Annotated in this window: 18 protein-coding genes; 10 read left to right on the top strand and 8 right to left on the bottom strand. The window is 62.0% G+C overall.

The features are described 5' to 3' along the window. Positions 1-3: 3 nt before the first annotated feature. The 7 genes from FX984_RS05470 (at position 4) to FX984_RS05440 (ending at position 7,015) form a co-directional block, all read left to right on the top strand. A complete protein-coding gene (locus FX984_RS05470; protein ID WP_027608678.1) occupies positions 4-462 on the top strand; it encodes a GDP-mannose mannosyl hydrolase in 459 nt (152 codons plus the stop codon). 23 nt (positions 463-485) lie between these two features. Then, a complete protein-coding gene (locus tag FX984_RS05465; RefSeq protein WP_146477985.1) occupies positions 486-1,895 on the top strand; it encodes a mannose-1-phosphate guanylyltransferase/mannose-6-phosphate isomerase in 1,410 nt (469 codons plus the stop codon). Between the two features lie 178 nt (positions 1,896-2,073). Continuing rightward, complete coding sequence (locus FX984_RS05460) at positions 2,074-2,313, top strand: hypothetical protein (protein WP_027608676.1); 240 nt, start codon at positions 2,074-2,076, stop codon at positions 2,311-2,313. Between the two features lie 87 nt (positions 2,314-2,400). Further along, the gene (locus FX984_RS05455; protein ID WP_027608675.1) at positions 2,401-3,513 is read left to right on the top strand and encodes a polysaccharide biosynthesis/export family protein; all 1,113 of its coding nucleotides are present in this window, start codon (positions 2,401-2,403) and stop codon (positions 3,511-3,513) included. Positions 3,514-3,525: 12 nt separating this feature from the next. Further along, entirely contained in the window at positions 3,526-4,179 is a 654-nt protein-coding gene (locus FX984_RS05450) for a YjbF family lipoprotein (RefSeq protein WP_223841601.1), read from the top strand. After that, the gene (locus FX984_RS05445; protein WP_146477987.1) at positions 4,176-4,943 is read left to right on the top strand and encodes a capsule biosynthesis GfcC family protein; all 768 of its coding nucleotides are present in this window, start codon (positions 4,176-4,178) and stop codon (positions 4,941-4,943) included. Before FX984_RS05450 ends, FX984_RS05445 begins: the two co-directional genes overlap by 4 nt. Further along, on the top strand, positions 4,940-7,015 hold the full coding sequence (locus tag FX984_RS05440; protein ID WP_098479268.1) for a YjbH domain-containing protein: 2,076 nt from the start codon (positions 4,940-4,942) through the stop codon (positions 7,013-7,015). The genes FX984_RS05445 and FX984_RS05440 overlap by 4 nt, the downstream gene beginning before the upstream one ends. Before the next feature lie 207 nt (positions 7,016-7,222). On the opposite strand, the gene FX984_RS05435 is transcribed toward FX984_RS05440, so the two are convergent. The 5 genes from FX984_RS05435 to FX984_RS05415 form a co-directional block, all read right to left on the bottom strand. Next, on the bottom strand, positions 7,223-8,614 hold the full coding sequence (locus FX984_RS05435) for an undecaprenyl-phosphate glucose phosphotransferase (protein ID WP_027608671.1): 1,392 nt from the start codon (positions 8,612-8,614) through the stop codon (positions 7,223-7,225). Between the two features lie 242 nt (positions 8,615-8,856). Beyond that, entirely contained in the window at positions 8,857-9,504 is a 648-nt protein-coding gene (locus FX984_RS05430; protein WP_065925171.1) for a winged helix-turn-helix domain-containing protein, read from the bottom strand. Between the two features lie 31 nt (positions 9,505-9,535). Next, positions 9,536-10,240, bottom strand: a complete 705-nt coding sequence (locus tag FX984_RS05425; protein ID WP_146477989.1) for a YuxH family protein — start codon at positions 10,238-10,240, stop codon at positions 9,536-9,538. Then, entirely contained in the window at positions 10,233-10,961 is a 729-nt protein-coding gene (locus tag FX984_RS05420; protein WP_027608668.1) for a winged helix-turn-helix domain-containing protein, read from the bottom strand. The genes FX984_RS05425 and FX984_RS05420 overlap by 8 nt, the downstream gene beginning before the upstream one ends. A gap of 320 nt (positions 10,962-11,281) precedes the next feature. Then, positions 11,282-12,145, bottom strand: a complete 864-nt coding sequence (locus FX984_RS05415; RefSeq protein ID WP_027608667.1) for a LysR family transcriptional regulator — start codon at positions 12,143-12,145, stop codon at positions 11,282-11,284. Between the two features lie 101 nt (positions 12,146-12,246). Between FX984_RS05415 and FX984_RS05410 the strand changes: the two genes are divergently transcribed. After that, positions 12,247-13,251 carry a quinone oxidoreductase family protein gene (locus tag FX984_RS05410; RefSeq protein WP_027608666.1) on the top strand — a complete coding sequence of 335 codons (1,005 nt, stop codon included), beginning with the start codon at positions 12,247-12,249 and terminating at the stop codon, positions 13,249-13,251. Positions 13,252-13,313: 62 nt separating this feature from the next. Here the strand turns inward: FX984_RS05410 and FX984_RS05405 are convergent, their stop codons facing one another. Then, positions 13,314-13,778 (bottom strand): phage infection protein, encoded by a 465-nt coding sequence (locus FX984_RS05405; protein ID WP_081744503.1) that lies wholly within the window; start codon positions 13,776-13,778, stop codon positions 13,314-13,316. Between the two features lie 145 nt (positions 13,779-13,923). Further along, entirely contained in the window at positions 13,924-14,646 is a 723-nt protein-coding gene (locus FX984_RS05400; RefSeq protein ID WP_027608665.1) for a pirin family protein, read from the bottom strand. A gap of 181 nt (positions 14,647-14,827) precedes the next feature. On the opposite strand from FX984_RS05400, the gene FX984_RS05395 reads away from it, so the two are divergent. Together FX984_RS05395 and FX984_RS05390 are read left to right on the top strand one after the other, a co-directional pair. Then, positions 14,828-15,778 (top strand): GlxA family transcriptional regulator, encoded by a 951-nt coding sequence (locus tag FX984_RS05395; protein WP_027608664.1) that lies wholly within the window; start codon positions 14,828-14,830, stop codon positions 15,776-15,778. A 95-nt stretch (positions 15,779-15,873) separates the two neighbouring features. Further along, entirely contained in the window at positions 15,874-17,397 is a 1,524-nt protein-coding gene (locus FX984_RS05390) for an ATP-binding protein (RefSeq protein WP_146477990.1), read from the top strand. On the opposite strand, the gene FX984_RS05385 is transcribed toward FX984_RS05390, so the two are convergent. After that, positions 17,344-20,106 (bottom strand): ATP-binding protein, encoded by a 2,763-nt coding sequence (locus tag FX984_RS05385; RefSeq protein WP_146477991.1) that lies wholly within the window; start codon positions 20,104-20,106, stop codon positions 17,344-17,346. The genes FX984_RS05390 and FX984_RS05385 overlap by 54 nt on opposite strands. Between the last annotated feature and the right edge of the window lie 24 nt (positions 20,107-20,130).

Here is a 20,130-nt window from a genome sequence, read left to right as displayed (position 1 = left end):
GGTATGTGGCTTGATTTACCGACCTTCAATACGGTCGTGGCATCGACGCCGCTGGTGGCGATCGACCTGGTGGTGAGAAACGCCCGTGGCGAGGTCCTGCTGGGCCTGCGCGTCAATCGGCCGGCCTATGGTTTCTGGTTCGTGCCCGGCGGGCGTATCCAGAAAAACGAACACCTCGACAACGCCTTCCGGCGCATCACCCGCGACGAACTGGGACACCCGTTCGAGCGCGCCGAGGCGCGGCTGATGGGGGTGTACGAGCACTTCTACGACGACAGCGTGTTCGCCAACGCCGGGGCCGGGCCGGACACCCATTACGTGGTGCTCGGCTATTGCCTGGACCTGGGCGAAGGCCAGACCCTGCAACCGCCCACGGAGCAACACCAGCATTACCGCTGGTGGTCCGAGGACGAACTGCGCATCAGCCCGCGGGTGCATGAACACACTCGCGCCTATTTCTGACTCTCTCTCCCGAGGACGCTCTCATGTTGTTACCGGTGATCATGGCAGGCGGTTCGGGGTCGCGCCTGTGGCCGCTTTCGCGGCAGCTGAACCCCAAGCAGTTCCTGCGCCTGACCGACGCGCACCTGTCGATGCTGCAGCAGACCATCACGCGGCTGGAAGGCGCCAACGTCGCGCTGCCGCAGTTGATCTGCAATGAGCAGCATCGCTTCCTGGTGGCCGAGCAATTGCGCCAGTTGGGCATGGAACAGGCCAGCATCCTGTTGGAACCGGTGGGGCGCAACACGGCGCCGGCCATCGCGCTGGCGGCGTGCAAGGCGCTGGCCGAGCACCAGGACCCGATCCTGCTGGTGCTGGCGGCGGACCATTTGATCGAAGACATCCCGGCGTTTCATGCCAGCCTGGAAGTAGCGCTGCCGCTGGCCCGCGACGGCAAGCTGGTGACCTTCGGGATCACGCCCACCTGCGCCCATACCGGCTACGGCTATATCGAACAAGGCGCGGCGGCGGGCGAGGGCGGTTATCGGGTCAAGCGCTTTGTGGAGAAGCCGGACGCCGCCACCGCTGCGGCGTACCTGGCCAGCGGCGGGTATTACTGGAACAGCGGCATGTTCATGTTCCGCGCCAGCCGGTACCTGGAGGAGCTGGAGCGCTTCCAGCCGGCGATCCTCGAGGCCTGTCGCGTGGCGCTGGAGGGCGGCAGCCAGGATCAACCCTTCACCCGCGTGCATGCCGCGACCTTTGCCGCGTGCCCGGACGATTCCATCGATTACGCGGTGATGGAAACCACCCATGACGCGGTGATGGTGCCGTTGCAGGCCGGCTGGAGTGATATCGGCTCGTGGTCGGCGTTGTGGGAGGCCAGCGAAAAAGATGCCAGCGGCAATGTGATACGCGGCGACGGGCTGAGCCTGGACACCCGTGACACCTACGTCCACGCCGACAGTCGGCTGGTGGCCACGGTGGGGGTGCAGGACCTGATCATTGTCGAGACCAAGGACGCGGTGCTGGTGGCCCACAAGGACCAGGTGCAGCAGGTCAAGGCCATCGTCGACCTGCTCAAGCAGGCCGGGCGCCATGAGCATCTCAACCACCGCGAGGTGTATCGGCCATGGGGCATGTACGACTCGGTGGACAACGGCCAGCGCTATCAGGTCAAGCGCATCACGGTGAAACCGGGGGCCAAGTTGTCGGTGCAGATGCACCACCATCGCGCCGAGCACTGGATCGTGGTCAGCGGTACGGCGCGGGTGACCAATGGCGAACAGACTTACCTGGTGTCGGAAAACCAGTCGACCTATATCCCCATCGGCCAGGTGCACGCCCTGGAAAACCCGGGGGTGATCCCGCTGGAGTTGATCGAAGTGCAGTCGGGCTCTTATCTGGGCGAAGACGATATTGTGCGCTTCGAAGACAAGTACGGCAGGGCCTGAGGTTTTCCGACAATTAATAACGTTTTTAATAACTTTACCGGGCGCAATGCATTGAAGGCCGGGGCTTGCCGGGAAAACGTTATTTTCAACTAAGTCGGCTGAATATTATCTGTCTGGTGTGCTGTTTAGTTGAATGGCACTATCGGTTTGCCTGCTCACTGATGATAAGGAGTCTGAAATGAGAAAATCACTGGCTATTCTGGTACTCAGTGTCTTGAGTACCTCGGCGATGGCCGACGAGTTGCCGTTGGGGCTTGATACCACAGTGGCCGGAACCGTTACGGTGGGGCAAACGTTGTTGGTCGGCACTGCCCTGGTTGCCGGTGTTGCCGCTGTTTCCAACAGCGGCGGCAGCTCCAATGGCGGCACCACCACGGGTACTACCGGCACCACCGGCACTACGGGTACCAGCAACTAGTCGTACACCTTCCGCTTTTAAGACCGCTTGGAATCCCCGCCCAAGTGGTCTTTTTTTCTTGTCGTCTATCGCGAGTGTTCTAGCACTATGATGCGTATTTTTTCTATTGCAGCCGTGGCCGCTGCATTATTGCAAGGCTGCATGTTTGCCCCGGGTCAATCTATGGACACGGCCGCCCTGACCGAAGAGGGCGGGCCTGAAAACAGTCGCGTGGATTTAATTCCGATCACCCCAAAGTTATTGGCCATGGACGCGGCAAGTCATGTGCCTTATTCCATTCCAGCAGAACTCTTGAGTTATAAACCCGGGCCGTATTTGATCGGCGCCAATGACGCGCTGTATATCACGGTGTGGGATCACCCTGAACTTACCGCGCCGTCCGGCCCGCAGCAGCAGATCGATGCCAACGGTCGCCTGGTCAGCCCCGAGGGCAACCTGTTTTATCCCTACGTCGGCGAGGTGGTTGCCAAGGGTCGCAGCATTGAAGCGCTGCGCAGCGAGATCACCGACAAGCTGCGCCAGTACATCGACAGCCCCCAGGTGGATGTCAGCGTGTTGCGCTTTGCCAGCCAGAAAGTGGTGATCAGCGGCGCGGTGCTCAAGGCCGGGCCGGTGCCCCTCACCACCATTGCCATGAACGTCAGCGAGGCCCTCGGCGCCGCCGGGATCGACCCGATCAACGCCGACCTGTCGAACCTCACCCTCACCCGTGGCGGCAAGCGCTACACCCTGGACCTCGACACGCTCAACCTTGAGCAGTCGCGCCTGAATGACATCTACCTCAAGGACGGCGACCAGCTGTACCTGGCCTACAACGACCGCAAGCGCATCTACGTGATGGGCGAGGTGATGCAACCCCGCGCGCTGAGTTTCAAGACCCGCAGCATGAACCTCTCCGACGTGCTGGGTTCAGTGGGCGGGGTCAACCAGAACACCTCCAACGCCGATGCCATCTACGTGATTCGCGGCGCGCAGAACATCGATGTGGAACCGGCCAAGGTGTTCCAGTTGCAAGCCGGCTCCCCCTCGGCCATGGCCCTGGCCACGCGTTTTGATGTGCAGCCCCAGGACGTGGTGTTTGTCGGCCCGGCGAATATCACGCGCTGGAACCGCTTTATCAGCCAACTGGTGCCGTCCGCGTCGATCATCGGCATTGGTGCATCCACCCAGAACAACCTGAGCGAAGCCAGCAGCCGATAGGGTGGTACCTGCGTGAACAGTTTGAAAATCGGTACGTACGCAGGGTTGGCGTGGCTGTTGGCTGGCTGCAATCCGCTGATGCAGGCCTCGCTGGATACCTTCAGGGCTGCCGTCGGCGGGCCGCCGCCGCTGGTGTTGAGCCAGGCCCAGGTGGATGCGGTGCCGTTCCCCCAGATCAAGGTCACCACGGTGTCCGGCGCAGGGGTAATGGCGCTGATCCGCCAGCGTGACGACCTGCAGTTCTGGGTGGCATCCGGCAAACAGGTGCTGCTGCTGCGCGACGGTCTGGTGGTGCGCACGGTGGGCCTGGGCACTGACCTGGATGGCACGCGCTGGCAAGGCCGGTCACCGTTCCAGCAAGGGTTGCATCGTGTCCCGGACGGCTATCGCAGCACGCGCCAGATCGACGTGGTCGACGGCTATCGCCTGGGCGTTACGGTCAACAGCCGCATGACGCGCCAGGGGCTGGAGAGCGTCGAGATTCTCGACAAATCCTATGCCTTGCTGCGGGTGGATGAAGACATCGAGGCCGCCGGCTTTCACGCGCGTAACCGTTACTGGGTCGACCCCGGCGACGGTTTTATCGTGCAGAGCGAGCAGCACCTGACGCCCGACCTGACGCTCACCATTACCCAACTGCAACCGACCCGCAAGGATGCCCCATGATGCTGCGAAAATTGGCCGCGCTGGTGCTGTTGTGCAGTGGCGCCAGTGTGACCCTGGCGGCGATGACCGTCAGCGGCGAGGTGCGCAATCCGGGGCCGATCCCCTTGGCGCCCGAGGCGCGCTTGCTGGATGTGATCACCGCGTCGCAACCGGATGCCCAGGGCTATTGGCTCGGTGCGGCCTGGCTGCGCCAACCCTTGCTGGCACAGCAGGCACGGCTCAAGGCCGGTGTGCTGTTTGACCTGCAAACCCTGCAGCGTGCGGCGTTGGCGGCCGGTCGCGAAGGTCGCGCGCATGCGGCGGCTCGGCTCTATCAACAGGTGCAGGCCTTGCCGGTGACCGGCCGCCAACGGGCGATGCTGGATCCGGTGGCGGTGGAAGTCGGCTTTGCGCCGAACCCGCTGGTCAGTGAGGGCGACCGCCTGGTCTATCCGCCGAGGCCGCACAGCGTGCGCGTGGTGGGGGCCGTCGCCGCAGCCTGCACGTTGGCATTCCAGCCGATGCAGCGGCCCCTCGATTACCTCCACGCCTGTCCGGCCCTGGCGGAAGCGGACCGCGATTACCTGTGGCTGATCCAGCCCGACGGCCATGTCAAGCGCCTGGGTATCGCGGCATGGAATCGCGAGGAGGGCACGCCTCCCGCGCCGGGCAGCACGTTGCTGGTACCGATCCGCAGCGACGACCTGGACCCGCTCACCCCCGAGCTCAATCAGCAACTGGCCGAGTTTCTTGCCACCCAACCCCTGGCCGAGGTCACGCCTTGAAATTATGTATTGCAGCCGTGCTGCTGGTGCCCTGTGGCGTCGCCCATGGCGATCCCCGTTACACCCAAAGCGATTTCGGCGGCGTCGGGCTGCTGCAAACCCCCACCGCCCGCATGGCGCCCGCCGGCGAACTCAGCGTGAATGCCAACCGCACCGAACCCTACAGCCGCTACAGTTTTTCGGCGCAACCCCTGGACTGGCTGGAGGGCACCTTTCGCTACACCGCGATCACCAACCGCCCCTATGGCGCCGAGTCCTTCAGCGGCGGCCAGAGCTATAAGGACAAGGCCGTCGACGCCAAAGTGCGCCTGTATCAGGAAAACCACTGGCTGCCCGAGGTGGCGCTGGGGTTCATGGACCTGGGTGGCACCGGGTTGTTTTCCAGCGAGTACCTGGTGGCCAACAAGCGCTACGGTGACGTGGATTTCAGTGCCGGCATCGCCTGGGGGTACCTGGGCAGTCGCGGTGATTTCGGCAACCCGTTGGGCGCCTTGGATGATCGTTTCAACCAGCGGCCCACCGCCGAAGGGTCCGGCAGTTTTTCCAACGGCTACTTTCGCGGCCGGCCCGCGTTGTTCGGCGGGATTGCCTATCAGACGCCCTGGGCACCGCTGAGCCTCAAGCTGGAGTACGAGGGTAACGACTATCAGAACGAACCCCGCGACAACAACCAGCGCCAGGACTCGCCCATCAACCTTGGCCTGGTCTACAAGCTGGCCGACTCCATCGATGTGAGTGCCGCCTGGGAACGTGGCAACACCGCCATGTTCGGCATCACCCTGCACACCAATTTCGTCAGCCGCAAAGCCCCGGTAAAAACCTACGACCCACCGGCCCCCAAGCTGCCTGCCAGGGCCCCGACCACACCGATGGACCAGGTGGATTGGGCCGCCGTATCCCGGCGCCTGCACGATAATGCCGGCTACAACGTGCAGCGCATTACCCAGCGCGGGCCGGAATTGTTGGTGTACGGCGAACAGCAGCGCTACTTCTACAGCGCCAAGGCGGTGGGCCGCGCCAGTCGGATTCTGGATAACAGTGTGAATGACCAGATCGATTGGTTCACCCTGGTGAGCGAGCGCTACGCCATGCCGATCGAAGAAACCAGCGTGCCGCGCGAGACCTTTCGCGAGGTGGTCAACCACCGCGAGGACCTGCAGAACCTGCATCGCCAGGTCGAGGTCAATCGCGCCAGCAACCGCAGCCAGACAGTGCTGTACACCCAGCCACCCAAACCCTTCACCTATGGTGTGGGGCTGGGCTACAAGCAGAACGTCGGCGGGCCGGATGGCTTGCTCTACCAGGTGTCCGCCGACCTCGACGGCGAGTATCGTTTCACCCGCAATACCTGGTGGAGCGGCCTGCTCAGCGTCAACCTGCTGAACAACTACGACGGGTTTACCTACGATGCGCCCAGTGGCTTGCCCCGGGTGCGGACCGACCTGCGCCGGTACATGACCACCTCCGATGTGACCCTGCCGACCTTCCAGCTCAACCATGCGCAGCAGTTGGACCAGGACCTCTACGGCATGGTCTACGGTGGTTTGCTGGAGTCGATGTACGCCGGTGTCGGCAGTGAAGTGCTGTACCGCCCCATGGGCCAGCGCTGGGCGTTGGGAGCCGACCTGAACTACGTGCGCCAGCGCGGTTTCGAGCAGGATTTCAGCTTGCGCGATTACCGCACCGTCACCGGGCATATCACCGGCTATACCGATCTGCCCTTCAACATTCAGGGCGCCTTGAGTGTGGGGCGCTACCTGGCCAGGGACTGGGGCGCGACCCTGGACCTGTCGCGGGAATTCAACAATGGTGTGCGGATTGGCGCGTGGATCACCCGCACCACTGCATCCAGCGCAGAGTACGGCGAAGGCAGCTTCGACAAAGGCCTGTACCTGTCCATTCCGTTCGATGAGTTGATGAGCCTGTCGACGATGCGGCGCGCCAACCTGGTATGGGCACCGCTGACCCGCGATGGCGGCGCACGCTTGAACCGCGCCTACTCACTGCATTCGATGACCGATGGGCGCGACAGTGAGCTGTTCTACAAGAACATCGACAAGATCACTGAATAGACCCCGCTACCTCTTCGACGTAGCGCTGTCGCGCAGCAAACTGGGACCTTTGTGGTGAGCGGGCTTGGCGAAGCGTCGCACCGCCCGCGTTGGGGTGCGAAGCGCCCCTGATGAAGACGAATGCGGTGTATCAGGCACTCCTCTGGGCCTGGTTTTTGGGCTGCCGCGCAGCCCCTCCCACATTTGAACTGTATTGATTGTCGGCTATCAGTAGATGTCCTTGGACAGCAGCGTAAACGGCGTCTTCAGCAGAATCTTGATGTCCAGCCACAGCGACCAGGTGTTGATGTAGCGCAGGTCGATGTCGACGCGCTGTTGCATCTTTTCCAGGGTCTCGGTCTCGCCCCGGCAGCCATTGACCTGGGCCAGGCCGGTGATGCCGGGTTTGATCCGATGGCGGGCCATGTAGGCGCGGATTTTGCCCGAGTAGTAGTCGTTGTGTGCAATCGCATGGGGGCGTGGGCCGACCAGTGCCATGTGGCCTTGCAGCACGTTGAACAGCTGCGGCAATTCGTCGATGGAGGTGCGCCGGATAAACCGGCCGACCGGCGTAATGCGCGAATCGTTGCGACTGGCCTGGCGTACCTCATGGTCGTCATGCACACGCATGGAGCGGAATTTCCACACCTTGATCACCTCGCCATTCCAGCCGTGGCGGTCCTGCTTGAAGATCACCGGGCCGGGGGACGTCAGCTTGATCAGCAGGGCGACCAGCAGCAGCAGCGGGCTCAGCACGATGATTGCCAGAGCCGCCAGGCTCTTGTCCAGCAGCGACTTGCTCAGCGCCGCGGTGGGGCGGCTGGTCAGCGGGCTTTCGTTGAGGTAGATCGCCGGCAGTCCATCCACTTCGGCCACGCAATGGTTGAGCAGCAGCATGTTATTGAGGTCGGGCACCCAGATCACATCCACGCTGATCTCCAGCAGGTTGAGGTACAACGCCTCAATGTGGGTGGCGTCCTGCAATGAATGGGTGATGTAGAGCCGACGGATGCCGTGTTGCCGGATCAATTGGGGCAGTTGCGGCAGCTCGCCGAGGATCTGCGCTTGCGCATCCTCGGTCGCCTCGGCACGGCTGCCGACCAGACCCACCAGGGGCGAGCGTTTTTGCCGTGAGAGGGTCCTGGCCAGGTCCACCGCAAGCTTGCCAGTGCCCACGATCAATGATTTTTGGCGTTCGTGAAGTTGGCGGTGGTAATACCGGGACAGGCTGTGCAGCGGTATGTAACACAATGCCAATAACGGGTAACTGACCGCCGCCCAGAGTAATAAGGTTTCCACAGGGAACAGTGCGCTGGCATTACAGGCTACGCCCACGGCAAACAATATACCCATGGTTAACAGCCAGCCCATGAACAAGCGTCCAAGGCCCACGGCATAATCATCTTTCTTGCTGTAGACATCGCACAAGGTATACGCCGGGAGAGAGGCCAATATCGTAAAGGCGGCCAGGACGCGGTAGTAATACTCCAGTTGGCCAGTCTTCAAGATAACCAGCGTAAATAACAGTGCAACAACTAAGCTCGATGCGAGTGTCCATTGCCCCCAGAACGTCAAACCCCTGGGGGTCAGGTTGCGATGCATTCTAGTGTTATTAAGCATAGTTCTGCTCCCGGTGATGACCGCGCACGTGGTGGCAGGCGTTAAGGGTTAACGGTTAACTTTTATAAACGACAGGCACGCGCAGGCGCGTGCCCATTGATAGTAATGAACGGCAGGGGGCAGTGGCTGACGACTTATAACAAGGTCAGGAGGGTCTGGCGAAGTGGATGTTATAAAAGGGCAGGTAGAAGAGTTTTTAATAGGCAGGGTGAATTAAAAAGTCTGGGTTATTTTTGTTTTTGTTAACGGCGTGGCTGACTAAGCTCGAGCGGCTTTTTGATTTTTTGCGTCAGGCAATAACCACGGTTTCTTACCGCACGAAACAGGCGCTCACCGTCGTTGACCCGCTTGAACTTTTCCTGCAAACGACTCAGGCACATTTCCAATCCGCGATATAAATCGGGTTCACGACCTATATTACGGATCAACTCTTCTTTGCTGACCACGCGTTCTTCATGGTGCAGCATCTTTTTAATCAGCGCCGATTCAATAGTGGTCAATGAAATGCGCAGGCCGCCCTTGACCAGTGCGCGATCATGTTGGGTGAGCAGCCAGAAATCCTGTGGATACAGTGGCGTTCGTTCGGCGCTGATCTCTTGAGTACGCGTATGGTTATTCGGCGCGCTGTCAGGGGCCTTGGCGGTTGGCATTCTGGATTCTTGCCGCTTGGGGTTAAACGATTGTGAGGGCAAGTTAAGGGTGTGGGTAATAATGTAGGTATTAAAATGCGGGGTGATCTGTGGTTGGGAAAACGCCGGATTTGTATCGGCGGGGTCTGTGGTTGCCGGGGCGTTTACATCGTAATAGAAGAACTCTGCGTTGGGCGTGAAGTCCTGCAGTGCGATAGACGCAAGTGTTGGAGCGAAGGCGTGTTTCTTGAAAGAACTCATAGGGTCCACCCATATCAGGAAGATGCAGTTGTTAAAGGCAGTCAGCGGGGGAGTAATAGCCGCCCTGAAAGTATTCGAACGGCAAGTTTTTAGCCAGCATGGCGCTGTCGGCAAACTCGACCTGATCGGCGATGAAGCAGACCCTGCAGGCACTGATCAGTTCCAGCATGTGATCGTAAAGCCGGTCGTACAGGTCCGAACGCGTGTTGAGGCTGAGCCTGAGGGCAGAATCCGGAAAGGGCATTTTTATATAGTCGTAGAGCTCGAGGTCGACCAGCAGGTCTGCCGGCTTTGTATCGAGTCTGTAGTTGTTGTAGGCCAACGTGATACCGCTATGGTCTTTCAACTTATACAACTGACGCACCATCGCCCGGCGTTCTACCGGACCGGGCAGGGCGTCCAGTGGGTTGTCGAGACTGAGGGTGAAGGGTTGTTTGTAGGATTCCAATGCCTGCGCGGCCTGAATGATCGCCTTGAGGATGTCGTCGTTCATCAGGGCCGATTGACCCATGCGCAGAAGCGTATGACTCGTCGCCGGGCTGACTGCCTTAAGCGTTTTGCGCGGTGGGTGGATATGGCGCAAGGCCTCAGTGCAGGCACTTTCAAGTTGTGCGGGATCAACGCCATCCGCTACGCTGATTTCGCTCCCCCACCAGGCATGACCGCGATCAACGATGGCTTGCCTGATGATCTTGAAGTGCGGGGTATGTACAGGGGGCGTTTTTTCACTATTCACGGCTCGGCCCCTCCTTAGTGGGTTGGAAATGGCTGGCGCAAATAAGACCCCGGCTGAGTTTATAACCATAACCGCGAATATTTTGGATGATGTTTTCACCGTAGTGCGCCTTGATTTTACTGCGCAAACGGCTGATGGATTTTTCCAGTGCGCGGGAGTCGTAGTACTTGGTATTAAGTCCCATGACACGGGCGATCTCATTATGACTGAGCAGTCGGTTCTGAATAAGCGCTTCCAATACTTTCATTTCGACGAAGGATATTTCCAACTTTTTCCCGTCGCCATACAGGCACATGCGGTCCTGGTCGAGAATCAGGTCGCACTGATTGAGTCGAGCGCTTTCACTGAGAAAGGCATCAAACAGGTTCAACTTTTTTTCGGGTGAAGTTTCGATTACCTTGATGCAGTAATCGGCGCCAGCCAGGTAGTATTTTGTTTTGCTCAGGGTCGACGCAAAGGTGATCACGACGAATATCGTGCAGTCGGGGTTTTCAGTTCGCGCTTTTTTTATTATGTCCAGGCTCATATTGCTGGCGGAGGGTGTATCAATTTCTATAATGATGGCACGGTAATGTACGTGGCTTTCCTGGGTGTCAATTAGTTGTCCGTAGCAACGTGTATCGACTTTTAAATTATTCGCTACAGTGCGAACTAAAAGCGCCCGAAAGTCCTCTGATTTCGATTGAGTCCGTGCAATAGCGAGGACGTTGGAAAAATGCATCACCTACTCCCTTTTCCGGCATGCAAGGCCGTCAGTTCAATCGCTGCTAGCGTTTAGATACTAATCGAATTGATTCCGCTAAAACGTGACAAATTTTAACATTCACCACTTGGTTTTTACGAGCGCAGGGGGGATTAGGGGAATATTTCACGGCAGGTTGTACCGACTTACACATATGCTAGTGCAAACTCTTAATGCTCGATAAGTATTTTAGTTCCAACGATTTTTTTTGACGGGTGCAGGTTTAAGCGTTGACCTTCTCAGGCAAAAAAACGCCTGCAGAGCGCCCCGAAGGTTGGCGGCCGTCCCCTCGGATGGGCTCAACGGCGCAACTGCACTTCGGCCTCGATGCACGCCACCAGAAACTCCATGACCACCTTCACGGACGGCGAGCGGCGCATGTCGGGGTACACCGTGAGCCAGATATCACGCAAAGGGCCTTCGACCGCAGTGGGCAGCCTGACCAGCAACGGGTCGTGATCGCCCACCAGGGTCGGCAGCACCACCGCGCCGACCTGGGCCCTGGCCGCCATTTGCTGGGTGGCCAGGTCGCTTGCGGCAAACGCGATCTCACGGCCGGCGCGCAGTTGGTGCATCCAGGCTTGCTGGGGCAGGTGGTCACGGCTGCTGTCGTAGGCGATGAAAGTCCACTGCGCAGCCGGCAATTGCTGGAACGTCGGCGGGCCATACAGCCCGAAGCGCACCACCCCGACTTTCCTGCGTACCAGGGCTTCCTCATCGGGACGCACCGTGCGCAGGGCAATATCCGCTTCACCTTTGTCCAGCGCGGCCAGTTGGGTCGACGGCATCAGCACCAGGTTCAACTGCGGGTATTGGGCGCGCAGCCGCGCTATATGGGGCGCAATGCAATAGTGGGCGATAGACGGCGGGCAACTGACCCGCACCGTGCCGGCCATTTCGATCGACGCGACCCGCGACAGGCGCATCACCTGGGTCGCCATGTCGTCCATGCCCGCCGCCAACTCCGCCAATGCCAGGCCTTGCGCGGTCAGCGGGCGGCTGCGCGGCAGGCGGTCCACCAGTTTGACGCCGAGGGCTTTTTCCAGCGCATCGACGCGGCGCCCGACGGTGGCGTGCTCCACCTGCAACTCGCGGGCGGCCGCCGACAACGACTGGCTACGTGCCAATACCGTGAAGTAATACAGGTCCTGCCAATCGAACATCGGGTTATTTCCGCACGGAGGTTGGGAAGCTTTGGGGAATTTTCCTACTGAGAGCGTCCTTTTACCATGGCCGCTTCCCAGTGCACACGGAGTTGTCCCCGATGAAAGCCATTACCTTGCAAACCTACGGCGGCCCTGAAGTCGTCCAATTGCGCCATGACGTCCCCAAACCCCAGGTGTTGGCCGGGCATGTGCTGGTCAAGGTGGCGTGCGCCGGGATCAACTTCATGGATATCCATACCCGGCAGGGCAAATATGCGCAGTCGTCGACCTATCCGGTGCGCCTGCCCTGCACCTTGGGTATGGAGGGCGCCGGCGTGGTGGTGGAAGTCGGCGCAGGCGTCAGCCATTTGGCCGTCGGCGACCGGGTGGCGTGGTGCATCGCCTGGGGCGCCTTCGCCGAGTACGCCCTGGTGCCCGCGGCCAAGGTGGCGCAGATTCCCGGTGCCATCGCCTTCGATCAAGCGGCTGCGGCGATGTTTCAAGGCTGTACCGCCCACTACTTGATCGAGGATGTCGCCAGGTTGCAGGCCGGCAGTACCTGCCTGGTCCACGCTGCGTGCGGCAGCATCGGCCAGTTGCTGGTGCAGATGGCCAGGCGCTCAGGGGCTACGGTGTTCGCCACCGGCAGCACCGCTGAACGCTGTGCCATTGCCCACGAGCGCGGGGCCCACCAGGCCTGGGTCTATGACGGCGGCCGATTTGCCGAGCGGGTGTTGGAGGCCACGTGCGGGCAGGGAGTGGATGTGGTCTTCGATTCGCTCGGCAAAAGCACCCTGCGTGACAGCTTCCGCGCCTGCCGCACGCGCGGCCTGATCGTGAACTATGGCAATGTCTCGGGTTCGTTGACCGACCTCGACCCGATGGAACTGGGGGAGGCGGGCTCGCTGTTTTTGACGCGCCCCCGGCTGGCCGACCATATGGCTGACGGCGCGAGCGTACAACGGCGCGCCAACGCGGTATTTGCGGCGATGCTCGAAGGTACGTTGACGGTGGCTATCGAAGGGCATTACACGCTGGAAACGCTGCATCAGGTACATGAGCGCATCGAAGCGCGGCAACAGATCGGCAAGGCTGTGGTGTGGGTGGACCGCGACCTGCATTAATCGAAGGCGAAAAAAAACCGGCTGATCAGGCCGGTTTGGGGTGCCCCGCGAACAGTGCGGGATTAAGCGTGGTTGTCCAGCAGGCGATCGGCACCGCCTTCAACAATACCGCGTTGCTGCAAACGATCGGCACCGCCTTCGGCCAGGCCACGTTCCTGCAAGCGATCAGCGCCACCTTCGGCAACGCGGTTGCCTTGCAGGCGATCGGCACCATCTTCGGCGACGCGGTTGCCTTGCAGGCGGTCGGCGCCATCTTCGGCGACGCGGTTGCCTTGCAGGCGATCAGCGCCACCTTCAACAATACCGCGTTGCTGCAAGCGATCAGCACCACCTTCGGCAACACGACGTTCCAGCAAGCGATCCGAGCCACCTTCGGCAACACGACGTTCCAGCAGGCGATCCGAGCCACCTTCAGCAACACGGCTTTCGATCAGGCGAGCCGCGCCGCCTTCAGCAACAACAGGGTGGGCAAATGCGTTTGCAGCGAGTACCGAGAAAGCGAGGCTAAGCAAGATTTGGCGTTTCATGAGGGTGTGCTCCGAGTGTTTTAGTTGGGTGTTGCCTGGTATGGGTTTGATGTTACGCGTTGCATTTTTTAAGAGAACTTCATTGGGATGATGGTGACTATCGATGCCAGCGATGGCCCGTTTCAAAGGGCCAACGCCGAGCCGGTCACGGCATCTGTGGCCGTTCCTGGGGGCGCAGGTCGAACACCAGCACCTCGGCATCCTGGCCCTGGCTCAGGCGGATTTGCCGCTCATCGCGCACTCGGGCACCGTCGCCTTCCTGCAAGCGCTGGCCGTTGATGTCCACGCTGCCCCGAGCCACATGGATGTACACGTGACGATCCGGCGGCAGGTCGAGGGTCGCGGCTTCGTCGCCGTTGAACAGTCCGGCGTACACCCGGGCGTCCTGGCGCACGGTCAGGGAGCCGTCGCTGCCGTCCGGCGAGATGATCAGTTGCAGGCGCCCTTGTTTCTGCGCTGCGCTGAAGTGCTCCTGTTGATAGCGCGGCTCGGCGCCGGCCACGGCGGGTACGATCCAGATTTGCAGGAAGTGCACGCCACGGGTCTGGCTGTGGTTGAACTCGCTGTGGGCCACGCCGCTGCCGGCGCTCATCAGTTGCACATCGCCGGGGCGAATCACCGAGCCGGTGCCCAGGGTGTCCTTGTGTTCCAGGGCGCCTTCAAGCACATAGGAGAAAATCTCCATGTCGCGGTGCGGGTGTTGGCCGAAGCCTTTGCCGGCCGCGACGCGGTCGTCGTTGATCACCAGCAGGTCGGAAAAACCCTGTTCATCGGGGTTCCAATAGTTGGCGAACGAGAAGGTGTGGAACGACTTCAACCAACCGTGATTGGCGGCGCCGCGTTCGGAAGCTTTGCGAAGGGTCAGCATGGTCTTGTCCTCAAGTGAGCGCGGGCTGCGAGATGCAGGGCGCTTGCGTTGAGAAGAAGGTTACTGGCAACCTGAAAATTCATTAAGAAGCTGAAATTTGAATAACTGTCTCCCTGAGATTGACAGTAAAAGCCATGCCATAATGCCTTTCGCTTTCTTCCCCTCGATGGATGCTTCCCGTATGAAAACCGTGGCCATGGCGCTGTTCCCGGACTTCCTCCTGCTTGACATGGCCGGGCCGCTCGAAGTGTTTTCCATTGCCAACCGCTACCTGCCGGCGGCCGAGCATTACCAGATCCTCACCCTGGGTACCGAGCCCGGTCCGTTGCGCGCCTCCAATGGGGTGCTGGTCCAGTCCGACCTGCTGCTGGACCAGGCCCAGGCGGCTTATGACCTGCTGCTGGTGCCCGGCGGCCCGGGTGCCTATAACGAATGCCATCCGGCGCTGCTGCCCTGGCTCAAGGCGGCGGCGCCACGGGCGCGGCGCTTCGGCTCGATCTGCACCGGCGCCTTTGTGCTGGGCCACGCCGGGCTGCTCGACGAACGCCGCGTGACCACCCACTGGCACTACACCGAGCGCCTGATCAAGGCCTTCCCCAAGGCCATCGTCGAGACGGATCGCATCTACCTGCAGGACGGGCGGTTGATTACCTCGGGCGGGGTCACCGCCGGTATCGACCTGGCGCTGTCGATCGTCGCCCAGGACCATGGCAAGCAAGTGGCGGTGGATGTGGCCAAGGTGCTGCTGGTGGTGATGAAGCGCCAGGGCGGCCAGGCCCAGTTCAGCCCGATGACCGCGTCCGTGGCGCCCCAGGAAACCGCGATCACCCGGGTGCAGAACCATGTGCTCGCCCATCTGGACCAGCCCTTCACCATCGAGTCCATGGCCGAACTGGCCGGCATGAGCCCGCGCCACTTTGCCCGGCTGTTCGCCAAGGACGTGCAGATGACGCCCATGGCCTTCCTGCAGGGCGCGCGCATCGACCGCGCCCGGCAACTGCTGGAAACCACCGACCTGCCGCTCAAGACCGTGGCGTTCCACGCAGGCTTCGGCAGCGTGCGGCACATGCGCTTTCTATTCAGTGAAAAACTCGGCCTCAACCCGACCCAATATCGCCAGCAGTTCAGTTAACGACAGGATGTCCGTCTCGCGCACCCGATTGTCCGTATCGCTCCCTGTGCCAGCATTGCCCTGTTACAGGTAGCTGGCAAGATAAGGTCGAGCCCATGGAAAAGGATGCGCGGAAGCCCAAGATCGGGCGTTTCAGCGCGATTGCAGACATGAATATGCCTCAGGCGATTGACGCGGATAGCACGGTGCGCTTCGGTGACTATGCCTTTCATCGGCAGCAGCGGCTGGTGAGCAAGGCGGGTTGGCCGGTGCCGTTGGGCGGGCGGGCTTTGGATATTCTGGCGGTGCTGCTGGAGTCGCCAGGGCAATTTATCAGCAAGGCCACCCTGATCGAGCGGGTCTGGCCGTGCAGCGTGGTGGAAGAGAACAACCTGCGGGTGCACATCGCCGCACTGCGCCGTGCCCTTGACGGGCAACGCTTGATTATCAACGACCCCCAGCGCGGTTACTGCTTCGCCGCCCCCGTGCGGGTCGCGGCTGCCGCGCTGCTGCCCCGGCATAACCTTGCCCCCCGGCTCAGCCCGCTGATCGGTCGCGATGAACTGCTGGGCGTGCTGGTGCGGCGGGTGTCCGGGCAGCGCCTGATGACCCTCACCGGGTGCGCCGGCGTGGGCAAGAGCACCTTGGCCCTGGCCCTGGCCGAGCGCGTGTTGCCGCGCTACCGCGACGGTGTGTGGTGGGTCGACCTGGCCACGGTGGAGGCGCCGCTGATGATGCTGCGCCACCTGGCCACGATCCTGCAGCTGGAACCCGGCGGCAGTGTCACGCAGTTGTGCCGCCAGCTGGTCTCCCGGCAATTGCTGCTGGTACTCGACGGCGCCGACCTGCTGCTCGGTGCCTGTCGACATCTTTTACGGGCGCTGCGCGAAAATGCGCCCCAGGTCAGCGTGCTGGTCAGCAGTCGCGAAGCGTTGCAGGCCCCAGGCGAATGGGTGTTGCGCGTGCCCCCGCTGGGCGTGCCGGCGCCGTCGGCGCTGGGCAGTGTTGAACAGGCGATGGCGTTCCCCGCCGTGCAACTGTTCGTCGCCCGGGCGTGTGCCGGCCAACAGGGCTTTGTGTTGCGCCGACAGGACCTGGCGCCATTGCGGGACATCTGCCGGCGCCTCGACGGTATTCCCCTGGCCCTTGAACTGGCGGCGGCCCAAGTGGATGCGCTGGGCGTGCGCGGTCTACAGGCGCAGTTGCACAGTGGAGTGCAGGTACTGACCCGGGGCCGCCGCACAGCGGTGGAGCGCCACCAATCCCTGACCGCCGCCCTGGACTGGACCTACGAGCGCCTGAGCCTGCCGGAGCGCTGGCTGTTCCTGCAACTGAGCCTGTTCAAGATGGCCGTGACCTTGCCCACCCTGGGTAAGCTGGTGGCCGGCACCGAGCTGGAACACGCCGATTTGTCGTACCTGCTCGGGCGGCTGGTCGGCACCTCGCTGCTGAGCCTCGAACCCGGTCCGGGTTATCCGCGCTATCGTCTGCTCAACAGCACGCGCAGCTATGGCCTGGCACTCCTGCGCAACCCGCAGCAGGTGGCGCGTTTGCAGCAGGGCTATGGGCATTACCTGGGAGCGTTCTCAGGCCGGCCGTTTGTCCTGCAACTCGTCGAGCAGGCGGCGTACGCGGACTAGGTCCTGGGTGGCGAAGCCTTCGCTGAATCGCGCGTAGACCGAACCCAGCAGGTCGCGGGCGGCCTGCACACGACCCTGCTGTTGCCACCGCCGCGCCAAGGAGTCCGCACAGCGCAGCTCCCAGGCCAGCGCGCCTTGCTGGTGTGCCAACTCCAGGGCTTCGAGCAGCAGCGCCTCAGCCCCGTGGGGATCGGCCATGGCCTCGGCACGCACGCGCAGGATTTCCGGGCTGCACCAGCCGGCCGCACCGCTCCGGGCGCGTTCGAACAAGGCCTCATCCACTGCACGGGCGTTGAAGGTCACCAGGATGTCTGCGACCAGCCCCAATCCCTGCATATCGGCGATCTGCGCCGTGCCTTCGTAGCATTGCGCCCAGGTGTGGAACAACTGCACCGAATGCTTTTGCGCCTGTTGCAGGAGGAGGTCCAAGCGGTCGCGGGCCGCGAGGGTGTCGCCGTTGCAGTGGGCGATGACCACCCCGGCCAGGGCCAGGGTGTAGCAAATCGACGTGCCGTGGTTGATCTGCAACGCCAGCTCCAGCGCCTGGCTGGCGGTGCGCCACGCACGTTCGGGAAAACCGCGCAGCCACAGGATGCGCGCGAGGATGGTCAACGAGGCCACGCTCTGGTCGTACTGCACGCCAAAGCCGTGGGTAAACCGGTTGAGATGGCCGCTCTGGGCCATGCGCTGGATCACCTGTTCGGCATTCTGCTGCGCCAGTACCTGATTGCCGGCGAAGTGCTGCGCCAGCACCCTCAGGCGTTGGGCGCTGAGGGCCAGCAACGGTTCGGCCTGCGGCCCCAACCGGTCGAAATGCAGGCTTTGTTCCAGGGCCTCGCGGTAGTTGCCGCCACACAGGCTGACCGCCATTTGCCCCGACACCGCGCGCAGTTGGCCAACCAGGTTGCTGTCGGCTTCGGCCAGGCGCCGTGCATGGGCAAAGGCTTCGATGGTCTGCGGCGTACCGCCCTGGGTGTGGTAGGAAAAACTGCCGAAGGCCAACTGCAAGGCCATGTTCAAGTGCGGGCTCGGCGTGCTCGATTGCCCCAGCCGCGCCAGGGCCTTGCCCACGTACAGTCCGTGTTCGCGCAGCAGCGACAGCTCCTGCCACAACGGCATGGCGCTGACGGTGAGACGAATACCCAGCAGGTGCACGCCCTGGTCGCCCAGGCCCCAGTCGAGGGCGGCACGAATGTCTTCGCGCAGCGGCGCATAGCGGTCGATCCAGGTTTGGGTGGCGGTCTGTTCCCAATCGTCCTGCGCCTGGTTCATCAGCACCAGGCAGCGCTTGGCGTGGTGTTCACGGGTGGCGTCGAGTTCATTGGCAACGCTGAGTTTTTCCAGGGCATAGGTGCGGGTGATGTCCAGCAGGCGGTAGACCACCTCGTCATCCCCGGCTTCCACCGTGAGCAGGGATTTCGCCACCAGCTGGGTGATCGAACCCAGCACCTCGGCCGGTGCAACCTGTTGCCCGGCGATCACCGCCGCCGCACTGGCCAGGCTGAAACCACCTCGGAACACCGCCAGGCGACGCAGGCAGATTTGCTCGCAGCCGGTGAGCAATTCGAAGCTCCAGTCCAGGGTGGCACGCAGGGTTTGATGGCGGGGCAGGGCGCTGCGTCGGCCACGGGTGAGCAGGCGGAAGTTGTCTTCCATCTGCACCAGCAGGCCGGGCAAGCCGAAGCGCTCGATCTGCGCGGCCACCAACTCGATTGCCAGGGGGATGCCGTCCAGGCGTTGGCAGATATCAATGGCCAGGGGCAGTTCGGCTTCGCTCAGTTCGAAGCTGTCCTGATGGGACATGGCCCGCTCGATCAGCAGTTGCAGGGCCGGATAACCCAGGGCCTGGGCGCGGTTACCGGTGGCGGGCGGGCAGGCCAGGGGTTCCAGGCGCTGCACCGACTCGCCCTCGGCGCGCAAGGCCTCGCGGCTGGTGGCGAGGATGTGCAATTGGGGCGCGTGGCGCAGCAGGGCCTCGCTGATCAGCGCGATGTCGTCCAGCAGGTGTTCGCAGTTGTCGATCACCAGCAGCAACTGGTGCTCCTGCAGGCGGCGCGCAAACACGGGCAACGGTTCATGCTCGGTGTGGGTGAGGTCGAGGAGCGCGGCGAGATTGGGCAGGATCATCGACGGCGCGCTGAGGGGCGCCAGGTCCAGCAGGCGAATACCGTCGCGGTAATGTCCGATCAACAATTCCGCCACGCGCAAGGCAACGGTGGTCTTGCCGATGCCGCCGGCGCCGGTCAGGGTGATAAAGCGTTTCTCGGGCAGCTGCTGTACCAGGCTGTCGATCAGGGCCTGGCGGCCAAGCATGCGCGTGCGTCGCAGCGGCAGGTTGTGGCTCGGGCGTTGGGGGGCGCCTTCGGTCGGTAGGCTCATCGGCTCGATGCTCAGTGGCGCCACAAAACTGTAGCCGCGCTGGGCCACCGTAACGATATAGCGCTGCCCGGCCTGGCCATCGCCCAGGGCCTTGCGCAGCGCCGCCATGTGCACCCGCAGGTTGCCGTCTTCCACCACGCTCTTGGGCCAGACCCGGGCGATCAGTTCCTGCTTGCTCACCACTGTGCCGGCCTGCTCCAGCAGGATCAGCAGGATGTCCACGGCCCGCCGTCCCAAGCGCAATGGGCGACCAGCCTCCAGCACCAGGCGCTGGCGCGGGTGGACACGGTAAGGACCGAAATGCACGGCCTGGTCGCGTGGGTCACTCATGGGTGGCCATGCTCTGGGAAAAGT

This window comes from Pseudomonas marginalis, from assembly GCF_008692035.1.
GTDB classification, from domain to species: Bacteria; Pseudomonadota; Gammaproteobacteria; order Pseudomonadales; family Pseudomonadaceae; genus Aquipseudomonas; species Aquipseudomonas marginalis.
This window is presented reverse-complemented; position numbering and strand designations above follow the sequence as displayed.